This window comes from Bacillus sp. FSL K6-3431, from assembly GCF_038002605.1.
Taxonomy (GTDB): domain Bacteria; phylum Bacillota; class Bacilli; order Bacillales; family Bacillaceae_C; genus Lederbergia.
Window position 1 is genome coordinate 643,687 of the sequence record NZ_JBBOCT010000001.1, and the last position, 23,107, is coordinate 666,793.

18 protein-coding genes and 1 pseudogene are annotated in these 23,107 nt (G+C 36.7%); 6 read left to right on the forward strand and 13 right to left on the reverse strand.

What is annotated here, in order from left to right; translation table 11 throughout:
* The first annotated feature begins 60 nt into the window (after positions 1 to 60).
* The 4 genes and pseudogenes from MHB53_RS03145 to MHB53_RS03160 all read left to right on the forward strand — a co-directional run.
* Positions 61 to 504, forward strand: a complete 444-nt coding sequence (locus MHB53_RS03145; protein WP_340924446.1) for a MarR family winged helix-turn-helix transcriptional regulator — start codon at positions 61 to 63, stop codon at positions 502 to 504.
* A gap of 49 nt (positions 505 to 553) precedes the next feature.
* Entirely contained in the window at positions 554 to 1,495 is a 942-nt protein-coding gene (locus MHB53_RS03150) for a ring-cleaving dioxygenase (protein ID WP_340915694.1), read from the forward strand.
* Positions 1,496 to 1,511: 16 nt separating this feature from the next.
* Positions 1,512 to 2,570: an LLM class flavin-dependent oxidoreductase gene (locus tag MHB53_RS03155; RefSeq protein ID WP_340915695.1), complete on the forward strand. Its 1,059-nt coding sequence runs from the start codon at positions 1,512 to 1,514 to the stop codon at positions 2,568 to 2,570.
* Position 2,571: 1 nt separating this feature from the next.
* Positions 2,572 to 2,835: pseudogene (locus MHB53_RS03160) on the forward strand (NADPH-dependent FMN reductase); the annotation flags it as partial.
* A gap of 225 nt (positions 2,836 to 3,060) precedes the next feature.
* Here the strand turns inward: MHB53_RS03160 and MHB53_RS03165 are convergent.
* Positions 3,061 to 3,396, reverse strand: a complete 336-nt coding sequence (locus MHB53_RS03165) for a 2Fe-2S iron-sulfur cluster-binding protein (RefSeq protein ID WP_340915696.1) — start codon at positions 3,394 to 3,396, stop codon at positions 3,061 to 3,063.
* A 134-nt stretch (positions 3,397 to 3,530) separates the two neighbouring features.
* On the opposite strand from MHB53_RS03165, the gene MHB53_RS03170 reads away from it, so the two are divergent.
* Positions 3,531 to 4,991 (forward strand): sensor histidine kinase, encoded by a 1,461-nt coding sequence (locus MHB53_RS03170; RefSeq protein WP_340915697.1) that lies wholly within the window; start codon positions 3,531 to 3,533, stop codon positions 4,989 to 4,991.
* Positions 4,992 to 6,167: 1,176 nt separating this feature from the next.
* Here the strand turns inward: MHB53_RS03170 and MHB53_RS03175 are convergent.
* The 12 genes from MHB53_RS03175 to MHB53_RS03230 form a co-directional block, all read right to left on the reverse strand.
* The gene (locus tag MHB53_RS03175; protein WP_340915698.1) at positions 6,168 to 6,374 is read right to left on the reverse strand and encodes a hypothetical protein; all 207 of its coding nucleotides are present in this window, start codon (positions 6,372 to 6,374) and stop codon (positions 6,168 to 6,170) included.
* Positions 6,375 to 6,665: 291 nt separating this feature from the next.
* Entirely contained in the window at positions 6,666 to 7,130 is a 465-nt protein-coding gene (locus MHB53_RS03180; RefSeq protein WP_340915699.1) for a staygreen family protein, read from the reverse strand.
* A gap of 73 nt (positions 7,131 to 7,203) precedes the next feature.
* Positions 7,204 to 8,142, reverse strand: coding sequence for an ornithine carbamoyltransferase (gene argF / locus MHB53_RS03185; protein ID WP_340915700.1), 939 nt, complete (start codon positions 8,140 to 8,142; stop codon positions 7,204 to 7,206).
* The gene (locus MHB53_RS03190; RefSeq protein WP_340915701.1) at positions 8,142 to 11,258 is read right to left on the reverse strand and encodes a carbamoyl phosphate synthase large subunit; all 3,117 of its coding nucleotides are present in this window, start codon (positions 11,256 to 11,258) and stop codon (positions 8,142 to 8,144) included. Before MHB53_RS03190 ends, argF begins: the two co-directional genes overlap by 1 nt.
* Positions 11,242 to 12,306, reverse strand: a complete 1,065-nt coding sequence (locus MHB53_RS03195; protein ID WP_340915702.1) for a carbamoyl phosphate synthase small subunit — start codon at positions 12,304 to 12,306, stop codon at positions 11,242 to 11,244. The genes MHB53_RS03190 and MHB53_RS03195 overlap by 17 nt, the downstream gene beginning before the upstream one ends.
* 70 nt (positions 12,307 to 12,376) lie before the next feature.
* Positions 12,377 to 13,531 (reverse strand): acetylornithine transaminase, encoded by a 1,155-nt coding sequence (locus MHB53_RS03200; protein WP_340915703.1) that lies wholly within the window; start codon positions 13,529 to 13,531, stop codon positions 12,377 to 12,379.
* On the reverse strand, positions 13,515 to 14,312 hold the full coding sequence (gene argB / locus MHB53_RS03205) for an acetylglutamate kinase (protein ID WP_340915704.1): 798 nt from the start codon (positions 14,310 to 14,312) through the stop codon (positions 13,515 to 13,517). Before argB ends, MHB53_RS03200 begins: the two co-directional genes overlap by 17 nt.
* A 32-nt stretch (positions 14,313 to 14,344) precedes the next feature.
* On the reverse strand, positions 14,345 to 15,574 hold the full coding sequence (gene argJ / locus MHB53_RS03210) for a bifunctional glutamate N-acetyltransferase/amino-acid acetyltransferase ArgJ (RefSeq protein WP_340915705.1): 1,230 nt from the start codon (positions 15,572 to 15,574) through the stop codon (positions 14,345 to 14,347).
* Between the two features lie 20 nt (positions 15,575 to 15,594).
* Positions 15,595 to 16,629: an N-acetyl-gamma-glutamyl-phosphate reductase gene (gene argC / locus MHB53_RS03215; protein ID WP_340915706.1), complete on the reverse strand. Its 1,035-nt coding sequence runs from the start codon at positions 16,627 to 16,629 to the stop codon at positions 15,595 to 15,597.
* Positions 16,630 to 16,848: 219 nt separating this feature from the next.
* Positions 16,849 to 19,266, reverse strand: a complete 2,418-nt coding sequence (gene parC / locus MHB53_RS03220; RefSeq protein WP_340915707.1) for a DNA topoisomerase IV subunit A — start codon at positions 19,264 to 19,266, stop codon at positions 16,849 to 16,851.
* A 6-nt stretch (positions 19,267 to 19,272) separates the two neighbouring features.
* Positions 19,273 to 21,243: a DNA topoisomerase IV subunit B gene (gene parE, locus MHB53_RS03225; protein WP_340915708.1), complete on the reverse strand. Its 1,971-nt coding sequence runs from the start codon at positions 21,241 to 21,243 to the stop codon at positions 19,273 to 19,275.
* Positions 21,244 to 21,597: 354 nt separating this feature from the next.
* On the reverse strand, positions 21,598 to 22,011 hold the full coding sequence (locus MHB53_RS03230; RefSeq protein WP_340915709.1) for a CoA-binding protein: 414 nt from the start codon (positions 22,009 to 22,011) through the stop codon (positions 21,598 to 21,600).
* A 362-nt stretch (positions 22,012 to 22,373) separates the two neighbouring features.
* On the opposite strand from MHB53_RS03230, the gene plsY reads away from it, so the two are divergent.
* Positions 22,374 to 22,967 carry a glycerol-3-phosphate 1-O-acyltransferase PlsY gene (gene plsY / locus MHB53_RS03235; RefSeq protein ID WP_340915710.1) on the forward strand — a complete coding sequence of 198 codons (594 nt, stop codon included), beginning with the start codon at positions 22,374 to 22,376 and terminating at the stop codon, positions 22,965 to 22,967.
* The last annotated feature ends 140 nt before the right edge of the window (positions 22,968 to 23,107 follow it).

The window sequence follows — 23,107 nt, forward strand, 5'->3', positions numbered from 1 at the left end:
GACATATTATCAGTTGAGTAGTAAAGTGATAGTAAGGTTAGTAAAGGGGAGGGGAGTAAAATACGTAATAATACAATTGGATCGTTAATCTGGCTACGTTTAGTACGTTTTACAAACCAAAGTAACCAAATGTCGAATGATTTTTTAAAGCGATTTGATTTAACAACTGCCCAATTTGATGTACTTGTTCAGATTCAAATATATCAGCCACTCACACAAAGCGAGTTAGCAGAGAAGGTAACGGTCACACAAGGTGGTATATCCCGGATGCTCTCAAGGCTAGAAAAAGAAGACTATATTACTCGTAAACAAGACTGGAAAACGAAAACGATTAGTCTAACAGAGAAGGCAGAATTAGTATTAAAAGAGGCAATGCCAGCACAACTTGAATTCCAATCGTCATTTTTTGATGATGTTTTAACTGAAGAAGAAAAGAAAACATTGTATACACTTATAACACGAGTGCACAAACACAGCCAAATAAAAAAATTACCGTCTGAGTAATTTTTTTACATTGTCACTTGATTAGTCAAGTTAAAAAGGAGGAAGCAATATGTTTAAAGTACCTGGTCATCATCATATTTCGATGATGACGAAAAACGCTCAAATAAATAATCAATTTTATCAAAAAGTATTAGGACTACGCAGAGTGAAAAAGACTGTAAATCAAGACGATCCTTCGATGTATCACTTATTTTACGGCGATTTAACCGGTAGTGCGGGAACTGAGCTATCATTTTTTGAAATGCCTCTTGTAGGAAGGACACACCGTGGCACAAATGCTATTACTCAAATCGGCTTACTTGTTCCATCATTTGAAAGTCTCGTATATTGGAAAAAGCGTTTTGAGTCAATGAATGTTAAGCATGATGAAATTACAAAATATGTTGGACGGGATGCGCTCCATTTTGAAGACTCTGAAGGACTGCGAATGATCTTAATAAATAATAACGGTGAATATATTCCTGATTATTGGTCAGCGTGGGGAGATTCTTTCGTCGAAGAAAAGCACCGTATCTTAGGAATGGGGGCAGTCGAAATAACAGTCCGCCATTTGGATAAAACAGCCAAAATGCTACGAGATATCTTTGGTTACTTTGAAGTAAGCCGTTCAGATACAGAAGCAATTTATCAGTCTATTGCAGGGCAATCATTAGGAGAAATTGTCATTAAACAGCAAGATGGGGAAAGAGAAAAACCTGGTAGAGGAAGCATCCATCATCTGGCAATTCGTGTGAACAATGAGGAGGAATTACGTTATTGGGATGGGATCGTTAAAGAGCGTGGCTTTCACTCAACTGGAATTGTCGATCGTTTTTATTTTAAGAGTTTATATTTCCGTGAATCCAATGGCATTCTATTTGAGATTGCGACGGATGGTCCTGGATTTACTGTAGATTCGACAGTTGAAGAATTAGGGAAAATATTAGATTTACCACCATTTTTAGAAAAACGACGTACAGAAATTGAAGCGAAATTAGTACCAATAGATTAAGAAGGAGAGAGTGAACATGGAGCAATATCGTATCAATCAAAGTAAAGGAATTGAATTCGGTTTATATTCGATTGGGGATCATCTATTTAATCCACATACAGGCGCTATGATTAGCGCCGAACAGCGAATTCAAGAATTAATTGACGCTAGTATGCTTGCTGATGAGGCAGGAATTGATGTATTTGCAGTCGGCGAAAGTCATCAAACTCATTTTACAACTCAGGCACATACAGTCATTTTAGGGGCCATTGCGCAAGCGACAAAAAATATTAAAATTGCCAGCTCAGCAACGGTATTAAGCGTATCAGATCCCGTTCGTGTGTATGAAGACTTTGCCACAATTGATTTAATATCAAAGGGGCGAGCGGAAATTGTCGCTGGACGAGGTTCGCGTACAGGGGCATATGATTTGCTCGGATATAATGTACGTGACTATGAGGAATTATTTGAAGAAAAAATGGAACTTTTGATGAAGTTGAATAAGGAAGAAAAAGTTACTTGGGAAGGTCAATACCGTGCACCGCTTAAAAATGCAATGATTCTCCCGCAGCCTTTAAACAGTCATTTACCAATTTGGCGTGCAGTTGGGGGCCCACCTGCTAGTGCAATTAAAGCGGGTTATGCAGGAGTACCGATGATGCTGACAACGCTAGGTGGTCCCGCAATTAACTTTAAGGCTTCAGTGGATGCGTATCGTGGGGCAGCTGAGCGTAGCGGTTTTGATCCTGCGACGTTGCCAATCGCAACGACGAGTTTATTTTATACAGCAGCAACTTCTCAAGATGCACTAAGAGAATCCTACCCACACTTGAATGCTGGTATGATTGCGTTAAGAGGTGGCGGCTATCCAAAACAACAATTTGCGCAAGCTACTGATTATCGAGATGCGCTAATGATAGGCAGTCCACAACAAATTATTGAAAAGATGATTTACCAATATGAACTATATGGTCAACAACGCTTTATGGCTCAGATTGATTTTGGTGGCGTGCCATTTGCTAAGATTGCGAGAAATATTGAGTTAATCGCTACAGAAATTATGCCAGTGGTTAAGAAATATACGAGGGGGGATTAATATTAAAATTGTAGGAATCTCGGGCTCAAATGTTGGATCCAAGACAAGAGTAGCGATGGATCATACACTTAATAAAGCTTCTGAAAAGTACCCAGAAGCGGAGATTACATTACTAGATTTAGCTGAATATGAAATGGTCTTTAGTGATGGGCGTAATTACTGGGAATATGATGGTGATACAAAGTATGTAACGGAGACGATCATGGGAGCAGACGCTATTATTATTGGTACTCCTGTATTTCAAGCATCCATTCCTGCCACTATCCATAGTAACCTGATATTTTGTTGCAATTGAGAAAATGGATTCCCCAATCTTAACTATATAAATAAACATATATCTACCTCTTTCCCAAGCTAGTCATTAAGTTAAATATATATGATGTTTATTGATTCATAACCCATTGAGTTAACCATTGATAATCAAAAAACCACTCAAAAAGGAGAGAGTGGTTAAGTAGCTTATATTTTGTTTTTGATATTAAATGCCAATTTAGTCAGCTGGTCTTGGACCAGCTGACTTTCCAGTATTTTCTACTGTCATAATTGGGCGAACGGTAATATCTCCATTCACAAGAATTTGACATGATAAACGCAAACAATCTTCGAATAATTGGTCATCAATGCCTTTATTCGAAAAGGCTTTTTTTTCGTTATTGGTTACCTCGAAAAAGTCACCTGCCAATACTTCTACTCTGCAAGTTGTACATATTGCTTTGCCTCCGCAGCGATGGAGAATATTTACTTCGTTGTCTTCCAGTGCTAAAACTAACTTTTTTCCCATTTCCACTTCAAAAGTTCCTTGTCCAAATACAGTTACGTAAGGCATTTTGTACCTCCACATATAAAATCATAAATCAAATGGTCTTTAATATAGTTATTCTCTTACCTAGCATCCTGTATACATGAAATGTAAATCATTTCTATAATGTTCAAAAGGTGAAAACGAGGATACAAAAGAGTTTGCGTTTCCAGCTGATTCTTACCTTTATCATTGGTTTTGTAGGATCAGGTGCTGTGTTAAGCGTAACATTCGTCATATTTTACAATATGACGAAAACTCCACGTATAGATTACCAAAGTAGCATGGAAGAAATTGAACGGGAGGCATTGTGGATTGTTGACCTAATTGAGACACAGCAAGAAAAAATCACTCAAGATTCCTTATTTCTTCAGAAAGCGATAAATGATACTGCTGAAAATGAAAATTTAAAAATATTAATCGTTGATAAGAATGGTAGAGTTGTATTTAAACCCAAACATGCACCAGAAATGCAAATTAATATCCATAAAATTATTCAGCAATCAATAAACATAAAACGGAATAAATATATGGACGAAAACTTTGAAAACGGCAAACAACAATTCCATAGTATTTACCCCGTTACGATTAACGATCAAGATGAATATGTAGTTGTCTCTGGTGTTATTAACGGTAGATCAAGCTTTTCAGCAACATCAGGTTGGGAACCGATTCCGTTGTTTTTCGCGCTAATAGCTTTTATTTTCTTATTTTATCTTCTTACCAGAAAAAAAATAAAGTATCTCAAAGAACTAACAGAGGGATTATGGACTATTTCAAAAGGCGATCTTGCTTTTCGAGTGGAACCAAAAAGCAAGGATGAACTAGGTGTATTTGCTAACACCATTAATCATATGGCAGGAGAGCTACAAACAAAAATTGAACGGGAACGACAGCTTGAAAAAACGAAAAGTGTATTAATCACCAACGTATCTCATGATTTAAGGACTCCACTTACATCAATGATTGGTTATTTGAAGCTAGTAATTGATAAAAAATACAAAAATATCAATCAGATGGAATCTTATATTCAGATTGCCTACGGTCAAACAGATAAATTAAAAATGTTGGTTGAAGATTTATTTGAGTATACGAAGCTCACAGATAATAACACTATTCTAGAGAAGCAAAAGATTTGTCTAAATGAACTTTTGGAACAACTTATAGAGGAATTGGTACCTGTTTGCACTGAAAACGACATAGTAATGGTTAAGGAGCTTTACAAAGAAAAAGTTTTTATGCTGGCTGATCCGGATAAACTGGTAAGAGTCTTTGAAAATTTACTAACCAACGCGTTAAGGTATAGCCAGAAGCCTGGAGAAATAAAAGTACGATTGGTAAAAGAAGAAAATAGTATAATTATTTCTATTCATAATAATGGAGAAGTAATTCCAGAAGAAGATTTACCACGTATATTTAATCGATTTTACCGTGTTGAAAAATCTAGAACAGCTTCTCAAGGTGGATCAGGGTTAGGATTAGCCATTTCGAAAAGTATTATTGATCTACACGGGGGGCATATATGGGCTGAAAGCTCCACATGTGAGACCAAGTTTTCTGTACAGTTTAACATAGTTGATTTAAAAACTGAGATTCGAACAACAGAGAACAGCTTTACTTAATAATAATTAATAAATCAGACGAAAAATAGTATCAAATGACATCATGGTAATCTTTATCTTCTTTACTTTTCCGGAATCGAGCGCTTTTCTAAAGTAAGAAACGGGCTTTTTTATAAACTGAACCATTTAAATATTCTAGAAATAACGAAAGGATATTCCAAGAAGAATAGGAAATATGATCAACACACACCGATAAAAATTACAAAAACAAATAAAAAGCTAGATGAAATTTCTTTTAGTTCTTTCATTGATATACCTTCATTCTTTTAAGATTTGTAGATAGTCGAAATTGGAATTAAAATATAATTGCAACTGAACAGGTATCCATGAACGGTTTTATGTGTGTTTCCATTTAATTGGATTGTTTATAATGTACTCAATTTTGTATCTTAATAGGGCAGAGTATAGTTTAGTTTAGACTTTTCAGTCTCAATTGTTTTGCATAAGCGGAAGTTTAGACTTTTTTGTCCAAATTGTTTAGACTTTCTTGTTTTTGTACATGAAAACTGGATGACGGAAAATTAATACATAAAACAATAAGTACAAAAGAACATCATTCAGAAAAACAAATATCAGTCAAGCAGTCTTAGAGTCATTAAAAATAAAAGCTCTGGAACATGATACATATATTAATTATTGATGGAAAATGGATTAGAAAATCTTTTGATACAAGATTTTACTACATGTAATAAAATCGCGAACCTGTAGATCGAATTCAATATAAAACGACATACGATAGGGGCTTATTAGCTGAGTATCCTAAGCTACTCCTTTTGAATTTTTCTAGTTTACATAATATATATTATCGGAAGCTGAAACTAATTAAGAAACAAGGTCTCATATCATAAGTATACTACTAATATTGAGACGGAATTTATTTTATTCTTATATTCATTTTTTTTTAAAAAAATCATTATTCTGGTCACTCAACTTGCGTTTGTTTACGTTTATTTACTCCATAGCGTGTTTAAACCAAATTCTTATACTAATATTAACAGCACTTACAAAATTGGATTCTGGTTATGGTGGTTAGATTTGTTTACAAACCTTTTTATTAATGCCTGTAATCACTATTTTTCACTTCATTAAATGGATTTACATTCATTGATGAACACACTTTTCTGTTAGACAAGCTTTTTTCTCTGTTCCTAACTTCATAACACAAAAAAACTAAACTTACTTATTCATCCACTTTTCTAGAAGTTCATGAAATGTTTCATTTTTCGTTATAATAACATACCAAAGAAACAAACTTATTATTATTGTTAAAAAGCGCGGCTGTCCTTCGAAATAAATTTGTACAGGAATAACATAAACAAGGCTAACTATACCGAATGATATCGCTAATAATTCAATATAAAAACGATATTTTAAAAAATCCATTGGACAGCCCCTTTCTTGTGTCTAATTTACATATGTGAATGTAATCATTTAATAAGAGAGATACAAACCGAGCCTTGGATTTTATGTAATCTATTTGGAAAATACACCACTAAATCACCTTTTATACATACCAATTATTTTAGTATAGCCATTTTTGTACTATTTAGCTACCGCGAACATTCGTTCTCTAGTGGAGTAAATGGCATTTTCTTATGGTCCACCTTTGCTTCAATATATAATAAAAAGCTCAGCACATAACTGAAGCATGTCGCTGAACTTTTTGCATATACTCTAATAATTATTATTTAAATAACTTCGTGGTGTGCCAACTTGCTTTATCACATTATAATGCGGTATATGCGAATCGTATGTTATATAAATTGGTGCATCTAGTAACCACGGAACATGCCTGTAGAGAGCTGAATCTCCTTTAATAAGGGTTTGTATCATTTCTGGAAGATTGTCTTGAAGTTGATTATAACGGTTTAATGCCGCCACTTCATCATACTCATTTCCGCCTATAAATACTTTGCCAGATAAGGTGTATTCTCCGAGCTTTGGCATCCACTCAGCTGTAAGGATGTCTTCGCATCGAACATTTTCCGCATTCATTGCATATTTTGTATCAATTGTCAGTATACGTGATCCATCTGTTTCTTTGCTTGTTAGTGTGTATTTCCTTCCATCGACAGGTCCATACTTCGTTGCAGGTGGCATTATTTTAACAGTGAATAAGTAGGATCGTAGTTTTTCCATCGTGCAGGTCCTCCCTTATATTGTTTACTGTATTATATGGAAAATGCCTACATATGGTGAACCTGCCCCTATTTTATTCTTGCATTAATGCAACCATTATTGCTTTTTGGACATGAAGGCGATTTTCGGCTTCTTCAAAAACAAATGACTGTGGTCCATCTATTACTTCTGCTGTTACCTCTTCTCCACGCTTAGCTGGGAGACAATGCAGGAATATCGCGTCTTGATTTGCATGGCCCATGAGCTCACTATTTACTTGATACGGTTGGAAAGCTTCTAACCTTACCGCTTCTTCCTCTTCCCAGCCCATACTAGTCCAAACGTCCGTGTAAACTGCATCAGCGTCTACTACTGCTGCTTGTGGATCATGTGTAATTTCTATTACGGCTCCTGTTTGTTTCGCGATTTCCTTTGCCTTTTCAATTATTTCTTCCTTAGGTTCATAGCCTTTTGGCGTTGCCACTGAACAGTTTACACCCGTTTTCGCACAACCAAGGATTAAAGAATGAGCAACATTATTTCCATCACCAACATATGCTAGTTTTTTTCCAGTTAATGTTCCTTTTTCTTCGAATAAGGTCAATAAATCTGCAAGTGCCTGACATGGATGATAGTCATCCGTTAACCCATTTATAACAGGAACAGTTGAATTAGCTGCCAAATCCTCTACCGCTTCATGACTATAGGCACGGATCATAATGCCATCCACGTAGCGTGATAACACTTTTGCAGTATCTGCAACAGATTCCCCTCTACCGATTTGAATATCGTCACGACTTAAAAATAGTGCATGCCCTCCTAGTTGGTGCATACCAACTTCAAATGATACTCGTGTTCTAGTCGATGATTTTTCAAAAATCATTCCAAGTGTTTTTCCTTTTAAAAGATGGTGACATTCACCTTGCTTTTGCTTTGCTTTTAATTCTTTAGCGAGCTCCAAAATATCCATTATTTCATCTGTTGATAAATCTATTAAAGTTAATAAATGTTTACTATCTGTTAAAATCGTCATTAAATCACCTTTTCCTTTCCAGATACTTTTTTCTGCCAATCTTGAAGTGATTTGGGACCAACTAGCTGTTCGCTGCACGCGGATAAATACTTTTCCAACGTTTCTATTTCTGTAATTACCATAAATTGTGAAGTGGAAGCAGTCTTTCTATTCGCTTCAGATGTTTCTGTTTGTGCTAGGCTAACTAATATAGAACCGCGGTTTTCTTTCAACCATTGTGAGAATGGGATAGCATCTAGATTTGTCGATACTGTTGCACCGTGTGAATCGAGCAATTCCTTTAACCTTGGAAGCTGATTTTCTTCGACATCTAGATAGACCCCAAGCTTTTCATTAAAATTAGCTTCATTATTCCATTTAATCGCTTTACTAAATGCTTCTATCACACTTTCGCCAAATGCGATTAATTCTCCAGTCGATTTCATTTCAGGTGTTAAAACAGGATCAACACCATCTAATTTTCCAGTTGAAAATACCGGGTTTTTCACTGCGTAATATGTTTGCTTATTTTGTTGCTGTGGGATTAATTTAGAACCAGTTAATATTTTCACACATTCATTAATTAAATTATTTCCCGTGATTTTACTGATGATCGGTACTGTTCGGGAAGCTCTAGGGTTTACTTCTAGTACATATACTTGTTCATTATAAATGACAAACTGAACGTTAAAGATCCCTTTAAAGGCTAGTTTTCTAGCTATTTTTTCTGAAAACAAGTGTGCATCTTGCATATGCTTTTCTGAGATCGATATCGGTGGTGTGATTGCCATGCTATCCCCAGAATGAACACCAGCTTTTTCAATATGTTCAAAATATCCTGGAATGATAATTTCTTCTCCATCTGTAAGTACATCAACTTCCATTTCCGTTCCTGGGTAATATGCATCGACCAACACTGGAAATTTAATTTGTTGTAAGCTTGCTTGCAATTCACTTTCATTATGAATAACAATCATGCCCTGGCCACCAATCACATAGGAAGGCCTTAGTAAAAGCGGAAAACCAATGTCGGTTATTTTCCCAAATAAGTCTTGTTCGTTTTCTGCAGTTACTCCCGGAATATGCGGGATATGAAGCCCTTGAAGTAGTGTATAAAAACGTTCGCGATCTTCTACTATATCAATTTGATCTTGCGTAATTCCCAGTAATGGAACGCCATGATCTTCTAAATCTTTTGCCAGATTAATCGCTGTTTGACCACCAAACTGAACGATTACTCCATCAGGCTTTTCATGTTCTAATATATTAAGCACATCTTCTGTCTGTAAAGGTTCAAAATAAAGTTTATCTGCTATTTGAAAATCTGTACTAACCGTTCCCGGGTTATTATTGATCAAGATTGTTTCATAACCCGCTTCTTTCAATGCAAGTACTCCTTGAACAGTACAAAAATCAAATTCGATTCCTTGCCCGATACGAACTGGACCTGAGCCAATAATAGCAATCCGTTTTTGCTGACTTTGTTTTACCGTATCCCCTTCACCTTTCCAAGTAGAGTAAAAATACGGCGTTTCAGCCGGAAATTCACCAGCACAGGAATCGACCATATTGTATACAGGTAATATATCATGTAATTTCCGTTTATTCCGAATTTGAATCGTTTCTGTTTTCCAAACATCTGCCAACCATTCATCAGAAAAACCATTTATTTTAAGCTGGGTAAGAAACTCAGAACTCACTGTTTCTATCGTTTCTTTTCTAGCTTGATTTTCGAATTCAATTAAATCCGCTAAACATTCTAGGAAATATATATTTATTTTTGTTGTTTCATGAATTTGTTCAGATGTTGTTCCTCTTCTCATTAATTCTAATATCGCAAAAAAGCGCATATCATCCGGTAAGCGTAATGATTCCCAAAGTTTGGTTTCCTCATAAGTAGAAATGCCTATCCATTCTAAACCAATCGTTTTAACTTCTAATGATCGAATGGCTTTTTGGAATGCAGCAGGTAAATGGCTTTCTATAGCCATAATTTCCCCCGTCGCTTTCATTTGTGTTCCTAGTTTTCTATCTGCATTCGGAAACTTATCAAACGGCCAACGTGGCATTTTAACAACAGTATAGTCTAGAACAGGCTCAAAGCTCGCAAATGTAGTACCAGTGACTGGATTGATTAATTCATGGAGTAAATACCCCATGCTCAGCTTAGCGGCAATTTTCGCAATTGGATAGCCTGCAGCTTTGGATGCAAGTGCAGATGAACGACTTAATCTAGGATTGACTTCAATTAAGTAGTATTGATCACTATGAGGATCTTGGGCAAATTGAATATTACAGCCACCGATTATTTTTAATGCACGGATAATTTTCACTGCAGATGTATATAGTGCCTCATACTCATTACCTGATAATGTTTGCTGTGGTGCAATTACAATTGAATCACCCGTGTGCACCCCAACTGGATCGAAATTCTCCATATTACAAATGGTAATACATGTATCGTTTTCATCTCTCATCATTTCAAATTCAAGTTCTTTAAAACCGGCAATACTTTTCTCGATTAAACATTGAGAAATCGGACTAGCATCCAGCCCTTTTTTAACGACCGAAATTAATTTATCTTCATTGGAAACAATTCCTCCACCACCGCCACCTAGCGTATATGCCGGTCTTACTATAACGGGGTATCCTGTCGAATTAGCAAATGCTACTGCTTCATCAACTGTATGGATAATTTCACTATCAGGTACAGGTTCACCTAGCTCATGCATTAATGCTCTAAATGCTTCCCTATCCTCACCTTGAATGATGGACTCTGGTGTAGTCCCCATAACCGTAACATTATATTTATCAAGGATTCCGAGTTGATACAATTCAACGGTTAAGTTAAGGCCTGTTTGCCCACCTACCGTACCGAGAATTCCATCAGGACGTTCTTTTTTAATAATTTCCGTTACACTATTTGCAGTCATAGGTTCAAAATAGACTGTATCTGCAAATTGTTCGTCTGTCATGATCGTAGCTGGATTATTATTTAATAAAATAACTTTGCAGCCCTCTTCTTTAAGTGCCATGCAAGCTTGTGTACCTGCATAGTCAAATTCCGCCGCTTGCCCAATCACAATCGGGCCGGAACCTATTACTAAAACTGTTTTTATGTCACTTCGCTTCGGCATATAACGTTACTCCTTTTTGCTCGTTCAACTGATGGAAGAAAGAGTCAAGTATCATAGATTCGAGCTCTGTATTTTTCCCATCAGGATGGAATTGATAGGTGGTAATTGGGTATTGATCATGAATTAGACCGTCCACAGATCCATCTTGCACAGATTTATATAAAATAGAAAAACCAGTCTCTTTTAGGCTCTGTTCTTCTACGGAAAACCCATGATTTTGAATGGATAAAAACACTTTATTCGTAACTGTATGAATAATAGGCTGTTTAAAACTTCTATGCCCTCTAGTTAGCTTTTTAATCGTTGCCCCAAATGAACTGGCTATAATTTGATGGCCTAGCCCAAATCCAATCGTAGGGTGTTTTTCAGCTATTTTTTTATATTCTTGATAGAATTGCATCCAGAGGTCAGGATTACCAGGTCCTCCTGAAAAAACAATTCCATCTGGATTTAATGCCGACAACTCTTCTACCATGATATTTGGCGCGACGATCGTTAATTTAAAGTTTTCTGCTGTTAGCCAGTTAATCAACGACTTTTTCATGCCAAAATCAATGATAACTATATGCTTATTGCCCGAGTGATTCATTTTTTTATGTGTAGATTCCGATTTGACTTTTGATACATTAGATACAACAACCTTTAATTCATCTTGAGTTACCATCTGCGCTGGCATCTCTCCACCCGTACGCAGGCGTTTCATAATCGCTCGGGTATCCATATTCGCCATGAAAGGTACACCTTGTTGTATGCATAATCCTGCGATACTCTTTTTATCTTGATGGTTTAACGGCAATATTTGTTGCGTGATCACTCCGGCTGCCTGTATATAATCACTTTCAAATTTATTTGCATCAATACTGCCATTCAATATCCCTGGATAGGTAGAAAGAACAATCTTCTCTTTAACAGCGGGGTCTGTTAAAAACTCAAGAAAATTACCCATTCCAGTATAGTGAATAACTTCTCCATAACACTCGTGGATTTCTCCATGCCAATCACCGTTAAATATATCCCCATTCGCGAGTTTCAAGGAACCTTGCATCATCTTTCATCTCCTATCTCCGTATTTTTATTTTAAATAATGCATCTTTATACATTATATTCAAAAAAATATATCATGTTAATTGTTTTAATTCCAATAATGTGTGATGAACAATCTTGAGTGCTTCATTTATTTCCTCATATGTCACCGTAAGTGGAGGCAGTAACCTAATGACATTCGGTCCCGCAGTTATTACTAATAAACCATTTTTTCTTAATAATGATACCACGGTACTCACTTCTGTACTAAATTCGAATCCCATGATCAAACCTTTATGTCGGTTGGCCATAAACTCAGGAATATCAGCAAATATATCAGCAAGTTTTTCAGAGAGATAATATCCTTTTTCTTCTACTTCCGCTAAAAAAGTTTCGTTCATTACAATATCTAATGTCGCATTTGCCGCAGCCATAGCAAGCGGATTGCCACCAAATGTAGATCCATGACTTCCAGGATTAAAAGCTGTTTTAACTTTATCTGTTCCGATCATTGCTCCGGTTGGAAATCCGTTACCGAGACCTTTAGCTGAAGTAATGATATCAGGAGAAATATGATAATGCTGATATCCAAAAGCTTTACCAGTACGACCGATTCCTGTCTGTACCTCATCAACTATAAGTAAGATATCTTTTTCCTTACAAAGTTTATCTACTCCTTGTATAAATGCTTCCTCAGCGGGATTGACTCCACCTTCGCCTTGAATTACTTCCAACATAACTGCTGCTGTTTCATGATCAAGTTCATTTTCTAAAGCTGCCAAATCATTAAAGGGCAGATGGATAAATGTTTCAAGTAATGGCCCAAAACCTTCCTTGACTTTATCTTGACCTGTAGCTGCAATTGTTCCAAGTGTTCTCCCGTGAAAGGACTGATTAAAAGTAATGATCTTCGACTTTCCAGTATACTTCCTAGCTAGTTTGATCGCTGCCTCATTGGCTTCTGCTCCGCTATTACAAAAGAACACCGCAGATCCCATTGAATGTTGTACAAGCTTTCCAGCAACTTCTTCTTGTAGTGAATGGATAAATAAATTAGAAGTATGCCAAAGCTTATTTATTTGTGCTTCCATCGCGGCTACTACTTGTGGATTACAATGACCGACATTACATACGCCAATACCAGATGTAAAATCAAGATATTCTTTCTCTTCCGCATCATAGACCTTTGTGCCACTACCACTAACTATCTCGATATCCCATCTACCATAGTTTTCAAACAGATTGCTCATAAATTTCTTCAACCTCCACTTCTTTTCGGATAATTGTTCCTAGCATATCTGCTCCTTCGATTAGAGGCGTTTTTCCGCTGACAATTACCGCTTCATTCATACCGCCTTCTAAGCCTTGGATAGCAGCCATTACCTTTGGTATCATGCCACCATAAATTGTTCCATCATCAATTAATGCCAATATTTCTTTATTCGTTGCATCTTTAATCATTTCTCCATCTTTTAATACTCCTGGTACATCTGTCACGAATAAAAGCTTATATGCCTCTAAAGCGACTGCAATTTCACCTGCTGCTGTATCCGCATTAATATTATAACAATCGACTCCATCTATACCGATAGCAATCGGAGAAATAACAGGGACCATGTTAATGGATAGTAATTTATTAATTACATCTTTATTAATTTTTGTGATCTGACCTACAAAACCTAAATTATCTTTGTCTTTTGCTTCTGCATATAGGAGACCATTATCAGCACCATTAATGCCAATCGACGGTATTCCATGCGCTTGTAACTGACGAACAAGTTTGTTTGCGATAGAACCTGATAGAACCATTTCAACGACATCCATTACTTCGCTCGTTGTTTTCCGTAATCCATTCACAAATTCTGACTGTATCTTCATTTTATCAAGCATAGAATTGATAGCTGGACCACCACCGTGAACAATAACGGGTTGATATCCAAGCGTTTGTAGGTTTTTGATACTTTCATAAAACTCATCTGTAAGGGATTCAATCATACTCCCCCCACATTTAATAACGATGATTTTTCCCATTTCTCGTTTCCTCCTTTACTTCATTTCGGCGATTATGTTCTGTAACTAGCATTGATTCGTACATAATCATATGTTAGATCACAACCCCAAGCTTTTCCTGCTCCAAAACCAATGTTTAAATTAATGTTAATTATTACTTTTTCATTATTTAAATACTTAGTAAGTTCTGATTCCGCATAATTAGTAGGCTCACTCTGAAATAATAGAGTATGATCGCCTAGTGCAATATCGATTTTATTTGGATCTATCTTAACACCGCTTTTTCCTACTGCCATCATGACTCTACCCCAGTTAGGATCAGAACCAAAGACCATTGTTTTTACAAGATCTGAACCAACAACAGATTTAGCTACTATTCCTGCTTCTTCGTTCGTATGAGCTCCCGTTACTAGAACTTCAATTAGCTTTGTAGCTCCTTCACCATCTCTAGCAATCATGACCGCTAAGTCTTCACATACTTGCTTTAGTAGACGATGGAAGGTTTCCCATTCACTATGTTCAGGTGTAAGTGAGTCATTTCCTGCCATACCACTGGCCATTACAAGAACCATATCATTCGTTGACGTATCTCCATCGACAGTAATTCGATTAAAGGTTTCGTCTGTTACTTCTTTTAATGCAGTTTGTAAACACTCATTTGAGATATTAGCATCTGTAGTAATAAAGCCAAGCATCGTAGCCATATTCGGTGCAATCATGCCTGACCCTTTAGCAGACCCTGCCATCTTTACTTTCACACCATTTATCTCTACTTCATAACATGTAGATTTCATTATTGTATCTGTCGTCAAAATGGATTCATTAAAGGATAATGCGGCTTCGTCATTTTTCTTTGGTAAAAGTTGAGATATACCAGGAGTGATTTTATCCATTGGCATATTTTCTCCAATAATACCTGTAGAGGCTACTGCGACATAATTATTTTTTATTGAAAATTGTTTTGCAACCGTATCACGCATTGTATAGGCATCAAGCATGCCTTGGCTTCCCGTGCATGCATTAGCGTTCCCACTATTAATCACTACTGCCTGGATTTTCCCTTCTGAAGCAATGCTTTCCTTCGTGACTGTCAATGGAGCAGCAATAATTTGATTTAGTGTGTATACTGCTGCTGTTTCAGCCGGTACATCACAAAAAATTAATCCTAAATCTTTGCGCTTGCGCTTCACTTTCGTATGGATGCCTGCTGCGGTAAAGCCAAGTGGTGATACAATTGTTCCTTCTTTTATTTTCGTCATTTGCTGTTGATATTCCATTTGCATTTTCTTCACTCCTTTAAAAATTATGGATATACAGGGCTGTATGTTAGACCGGCAGTCTCTTCATACCCTAGTAATATATTTGCATTTTGAATCGCTTGGCCAGCAGCACCCTTCATCAAATTATCAATAACAGATACAATCGTGACTCTTCCTGTCCGCTTATCCAAAGTCACACCAATATCACAGTAGTTTGATCCTGAAACCTCTTTAGTAGCGGGGAATTTGCCTGGATCTCTCAATCTCACAAATGGTTCATTCTCATAAAAATCTTCGTATAACTTATACAGACGATCTTCTGTTATCGTATCATTTAATGATGTATAAATAGTTGCCATAATCCCTCGAGTCATCGGCACAAGATGGGTATGAAATGTGATTGGAGAAGTTTGGCCCCAATGCTGAAGCATTTGTTCTATTTCCGGTATATGCTGATGTTCATTTACTTTATAAATCTTTAAATTTTCATTTAATTCATTATAAATCGTGCCAAAACTAGCTGTTTGTCCTGCACCAGATACACCAGATTTCGCATCAATAATAATGGAGTCTTCTTTTAGTAGGTTTGCTTTTGCTAAAGGTGCTAACCCCAATAATGTAGCTGTTGGGTAGCAACCTGGATTCGAGATAAATTTCGTATCTTTCAGCTCTTGTCTGTTTAATTCTGGAATGCAATAGACTGCTTGATCAAGCCAAGCTTTAGGAGCTGCTTTTTTCTTGTACCAATTTTCATATTCATCAGACTCTTTCAAACGAAAATCACCTGACAAATCAATGACAGTGCAACCAGCCTCTAAGAGCTGTGGAGCCAAGGTAGAAGCGATACCTGAAGGAACTGCTAAAAAAATGATATCTGTTTGTTGTGCCATTTTTGTCGGGTTAATATCTTCAAGCTTCATTGGAAAGTTTGCCTGAAGATGTGGATAATGATCGGTAATATTTTCACCATTTTTGGTTGAACTATATAATGATGTAACTTTTATATGTGGATGTGTATGCAAAATCCGAAGCAGTTCAGCTCCGCCATAACCTGTTGCACCAACTACGCCTGCTCTCATTACATTCACTCCTATGTTTATTCAATCATTTCTTCTGAAAATACATTTAAATACGTAAAAATGCATAAACGATGTGAAATATGTGATGTTTTCTATTATACGTTGAATAAAAATAAATTCAACAGTATATTTATAATTTTTTCAAAAAAAAGAAAGCCCTTTTTAAAAACAAGGACCTTCTGATAAAAAATAACTAATAATTGGTGGTTATTAGTCAATTTATAGATTTCTTCTTAGTCTTAAAACATCGCCACTAACCGTTTCATCGGTAACAAATGATCCATTTGAATATCGATCAGTGAACCTTAATGAACTTGGGGAAATTTCTTCATCTTTCCCTTTAGTCATTTCTAGTGTAAAACTCAAATCATTTTCGATAATTTTCATGCCTGCTATTCTATGTGGGTTTTTCTTTAGTTCACGTAACATAACAAGCCCGCGTTTATTACGGCTGCCTTTTTCAAACTCAGTTATTTTCATTTTTTTAACTGCTCCACGCTGTGTGGCAATGAATATGGACGTACTGTCTTTAGTTGTAAAGGTTTCCCCGTTAACGACATAGTCATCATCTTTTAAATTGATTCCTTTTACACCTGCTGCCCTTATACCGACAAGGCCAATTTCCTCTTCAGAAAACCACAGACCATATCCATGATGGGTTGCAATAAATATATCCGCGCTACCATCCGTTATGTGAACATCTACTAACGCATCATTCTTTTTCACATTTACAGCAACTAGTGGCCGTGAATAACGTTGTACTTTATATAATTGCAGTTCTGTTTTTTTAATCATCCCATGCTTCGTAATAAAGAGAAGATTAACTTTTTGTTCAAAGTCAGCGATCGGAATGGCTTTTATCACTTCTTCATCATTTGCAATCGGAAGTAAGCTAGCAATATGCTGACCTAAATCCTTCCAACGAATATCAGGAAGTTCATGTACAGGGAAATACAAAAAGTTTCCTTTGTTTGTGAATAATAAAATGGTATCTGTTGTATTTATTTCCGACTGCAGCAATAAGTGATCGGACTCTTTCATCGCTAGGTCTTGTCCATTAGAAGCAGTGTATGACCTTACACTCGTCCGTTTGATATAGCCTTCCTTCGTAACAGTTACAATCACATCTTCACTTGGAATCATTGCCTCAAGATTTATTTTAATTTCTGATATTTTATCTTGAATAATTGTTCGACGCTCATCATTATACTTTTTCTTGATTTCTTTCAGCTCTTTTTTAATGACGTTTAACAATTTTTGCTCGCTTTCTAAAATTGCTGTTAACGATTCTATTGCCTGCGAGAGTTGATCCGCTTCTGCTTGTAATGCCGTAATATCTGTATTTGTTAAGCGATAAAGTTGCAAGGATACGATTGCTTCCGCTTGTTCTTCAGTAAATTGAAATGCTGTGATTAAGTTATCCTTTGCATTACGCTTATCTTTAGAACCACGAATTGTAGCAATAACTTCGTCTAAAATGGAGAGAGCTTTCATTAAACCTTCAACGATATGTTGTCTTTCTATCGCTTTTTCAAGGTCATGGCGAGAGCGGTTAGCAACTATTTCTTTCTGATGAGCAATATATGCATCAAGCAAGTCAAGCAATCCCATTAATTTTGGTCTTTTATTTACAATTGCCACCATATTAAAGTTATATGTAACTTGTAGATCACTGTTTTTAAATAAATAGTTTAGAATGCTTTCTGTATCAGCTTCTTTTTTTAACTCAACAACGATGCGCATCCCTGTTCTATCTGTTTCATCTCTCACTTCAGCGATACTTTCCAGCTTCCGATCTAATCTAAACTCATCCATGCGTTTAACGAGATTAGCTTTATTGACATCATACGGTATTTCCGTAATCACAATTTGCTGACGCCCGCCCCGCATAGTTTCAATCTCTGTCTTCCCTCTAACAATCATTCTCCCTTTGCCGGTTTCATATGCTTTCTGAATGCCATCCACACCTTGAATAATTCCTCCAGTAGGAAAATCAGGGCCTTTTATAACAGTCATCAGTTTTTCCACACTACAATTAGAATGATCCATTCGCATCACTACTGCATCTATTACTTCACCGAGATGATGAGGAGGGATGTCAGTGGCATATCCAGCTGAAATTCCTGTTGAGCCATTGACTAGTAGATTGGGAAATCTTGCAGGCAAAACGGTAGGTTCAGATGAGGTGTCATCGAAATTCGGGATGAAGTCTACTGTACTTTTTTCAATATCTCGTAATAATTCAGATGATACTTGTGACAATCTTGCTTCTGTATATCTCATTGCTGCCGGAGGATCTCCATCTACACTTCCGTTATTACCGTGCATTTCGACAAGCATTTTTCTGCCTTTCCACGATTGGCTCATTCTTACCATCGCATCATACACAGATGTGTCCCCATGGGGATGATAATTACCAATTACATTTCCGACTGTTTTAGCTGACTTTCTAAATCCTTTTTCCGCTGTATTACCTTCTGTATGCATTGCAAATAGAATCCGACGCTGAACAGGCTTTAAACCGTCTCTAGCATCCGGCAAAGCACGCTCTTGAATAATGTATTTACTATAGCGGCCAAAGCGATCGCTAATAACATCTTCAAGCGGTAAATCTTGAAAAATTTCTTCTTTGTTCATAAGAACTTATTGCCTCCTATCGGTAATCAAATTATCGTTTTCTAATATACTTTGATCCTCTTCCATACCAAATTGGACATTACCTTCAATCCATTTCCTGCGGGGCTCTACCTTATCGCCCATCAATGTTGTAACTCTTCTTTCTGCTCGTGCAGCATCATCAATTAACACTCGTATCAGCGTTCTTGTTTCAGGATTCATCGTTGTGTCCCAAAGTTGATCGGCGTTCATTTCACCAAGCCCTTTGTAACGTTGGAGCATATACCCTTTACCAACCTTTTTTATCACACCACCGAGTTCTTCATCTGTCCAAGCATATTGAATCACTTCTTTTTTACCGCTTCCTTTACTGACTTTATATAAAGGTGGTAAAGCGATGAAGATTTTACCTGCTTCAAGTAATGGCTTCATATATCGGTAAAAGAAGGTAAGTAATAGTACTTGAATATGAGCACCATCTGTATCAGCATCTGTCATGATAACAATTTTGTCATAGTTTGTATCTCCAACGACAAAATCAGTTCCAACACCTGCACCGATCGTATGAATAATCGTATTGATTTCTTCATTTTTGAAAATATCCTGTAGCTTAGCCTTTTCCGTATTAATAACCTTACCTCGTAGTGGCAGGACTGCTTGAAAGCGTCTATCCCGTCCTTGCTTTGCTGACCCACCAGCAGAGTCACCTTCCACTAGGTATAATTCATTTTTTTCCGGATTTCTAGATTGAGCAGGTGTCAGCTTGCCAGATAATAGTGCATCTGATTTTCTACGGTTTTTACCACTTCTCGCTGCTTCACGCGCTTTACGTGCTGCTTCACGAGCTTGGGAAGCTTTAACCGCTTTTTTAACGAGTAATGTACTAACAGCATGATTTTCAGCTAAAAAATAGGCCAAATGCTCTGATACAACTGTATCAACGGCTGAGCGTGCTTCACTGGTTCCGAGTTTCCCCTTTGTTTGTCCTTCAAACTGAAGCATTTTTTCCGGGATTCTTACAGATACAATGGCAGCAAGACCTTCTCTTATATCTGAACCTTCGAGATTTTTATCTTTCTCTTTTAATAATCCAGTTCTGCGCGCATGTTCATTAAATACCCTTGTCATTGCCGTTCTAGCACCTATTTCATGTGTGCCTCCGTCTTTCGTACGAACATTATTGACAAAAGAAAGCATATTTTCCGAATATCCGTCATTAAATTGAAAAGCAAAATCCACTTCTATTTCATTTGATTTTCCTTCTAATGATGCAACTTGATGTAGCACATCTTTTTCGCCATTTAAATATTCCACAAATGCTTCCACGCCGTTTTCATAGCAAAACACATCTTGTACATCATTACGCAAGTCATATAATTCTATTTTAAAGCCTTTTAACAAAAAGGCGGATTCTCGTAAACGCTCACTCAAAGAATCATAATTATATACTAATGTGCTGAATATGGATGGGTCAGGTTTAAAATGTATCGTTGTTCCAGTCTGTTTTGTTTTTCCGATCTTTTCTAGCGTTGTTTTCGGTTTGCCACCATGATGAAATTGTTGTTCATATATAACTCCATCTTTTTTAACGGTAACGGTTAACCATTCCGATAATGCGTTTACTACGGAAGCACCAACACCATGTAATCCACCGCTCGTTTTGTAGCCACCTTGACCAAACTTTCCACCAGCATGTAATACAGTCAAAATGACCTCAGTAGTCGGTTTTCCAGTTGCGTGCATTCCCGTCGGCATACCTCTACCATTATCTTCTACACTTATACTATTATCTTTATGAATTTTTATAATAATATCATTTCCATGACCTGCTAGTGCCTCATCTACCGAGTTATCGACAATCTCATATACAAGGTGATGTAATCCCCTTGTATCTGTCGAACCAATATACATCCCTGGCCGCTTTCTAACAGCCTCTAAACCTTCTAATACTTGGATGGATTCATCATTATAGTCAAATTCTATCTTATTTTGTGCCACTCATATTCCCCTTTCAGCAACAGGCTTTCCGCCTTAAAACAAACATTTGTTCGCATAATTATATCACATAATTTTATACATGGTATTTCTATTTTATATCCCAGACGATAGTTTTGGCAAATAGGCACCTTATTATTACTTATCTACGATGATTATTAGCTAAAGAAAAGTATATGGCACCAACTTATCGACGACAAGTATATGTATAGAAAGCCGACTAGAGAACTTCACCCCAAGCATAGTCAACCTATTCGTCAAAATTAGACACGGATTACCTGATTTCTAATTTTATCGAAAGAACATAAGATTCCTATCCAGAAAAAAAGCAAGCGCAGCGTGGCGCTTGCAGTTCCGTTATTTTGTTAGAGCATGTTCCACTTTAATGCATCGATCCATAACAACAGTATAACCTTTCTCTTTCAAAAACGTGTAAGCTTCTTCATTTTCTACTCCGAGTTGTGCCCAAAATACATCTGCATCGATTTCTGAAAACTCTTTTGCAATCTCGGGTAAAAATTCTGAACGTCTAAATACATTAACAATGTCAACATGACCATCTATATCTTTTAATGATGCAACAGCTTTTACGCCAAAGACTTCCTTAACCTGTGGGTTAACCGGAATGATTTCATAACCAACATACTTCATTGCTTCAGATACAGTATAAGATGTCCGATCTGGATTATCACTTAGGCCTACAACTGCAATTCTTTTCGCTTTTTTTAATATTTGACCAAGTTCTTGTCTATCAGGATTTTCTACTGGCATTATTTATTTCCTCCCTTGTTCCACCTTTGTCTCTCTATCGTAAATCAGGATTATCTTTGTTGCAACTAATGATCTTTATTTTTTCGTAAATTGATATAGAGGATGTTCAAAAAGTTACCAAATGATAAGCGGCGAATTTCTTCGTTTGGCATAGGTACAACTTCTACTAAAAGCGCCCACTTCCTGTTGGCAACGTAGAAGTCAGCACATCATGTTGCAGGTCCGATCTTCAAAACCTTCTCGCCTCGAACTTCTTGTTTCTAATTTAGCACCTTTTTGAACACGCACTAAAAAACTTTTTTCATTTACAGAATCTTCATGGTACAATCAATGAACAGGATTCGCGCAAAGGAGTTAAGAATATGTTGTATGCACTCATACTTGTAATAGCTTATTTATTAGGATCAATTCCATCAGGGTTAATTGTCGGGAAGTTATTTTACGGGAAAGATATTAGACAGCATGGAAGTGGAAATCTCGGTGCAACTAATACATTTAGAACATTGGGTATGAAGGCAGGGATAGCTGTCACACTCACGGACATATTGAAGGGTACATTCGCTACATTTCTTCCATTCATTTTTGGCATGGACATGGTTATCCATCCCTTGCTTCCTGGAATATTAGCTGTAATTGGTCATATGTTCCCTATTTTCGCTGGGTTTCGAGGTGGTAAAGCAGTAGCCACGTCTGCGGGCATTCTATTGGGTTTTCAACCACTTCTGTTTTTATTAGTTATTGCCGTTTTCTTAATCAGTCTAAAAATATCCAAATATGTATCTTTATCATCGATCATCGCAGGAATTTTTGCATTCTTATACAGTCTCATATTTGAATTTGGCGAATGGCCGTTAATAGCAGTTGTATCTGCATTAGCTTTTTTCGTTATTTATCGGCACCGCGCTAATATTCAGCGGATTAAAAATAAAACAGAGCCTAAAGTAAAATGGATCTAGACAGAAGGTACATAATAGAGGATTGTTCAAAAAGTGACCAAATGATAAACGGCGAATTTCTTCGTTGCTCCATTTTTCCGGTTCCTAATTTTGCACCTTTTTGATTACGCACTAATAAGAGACTAATATTGTATTAAAAA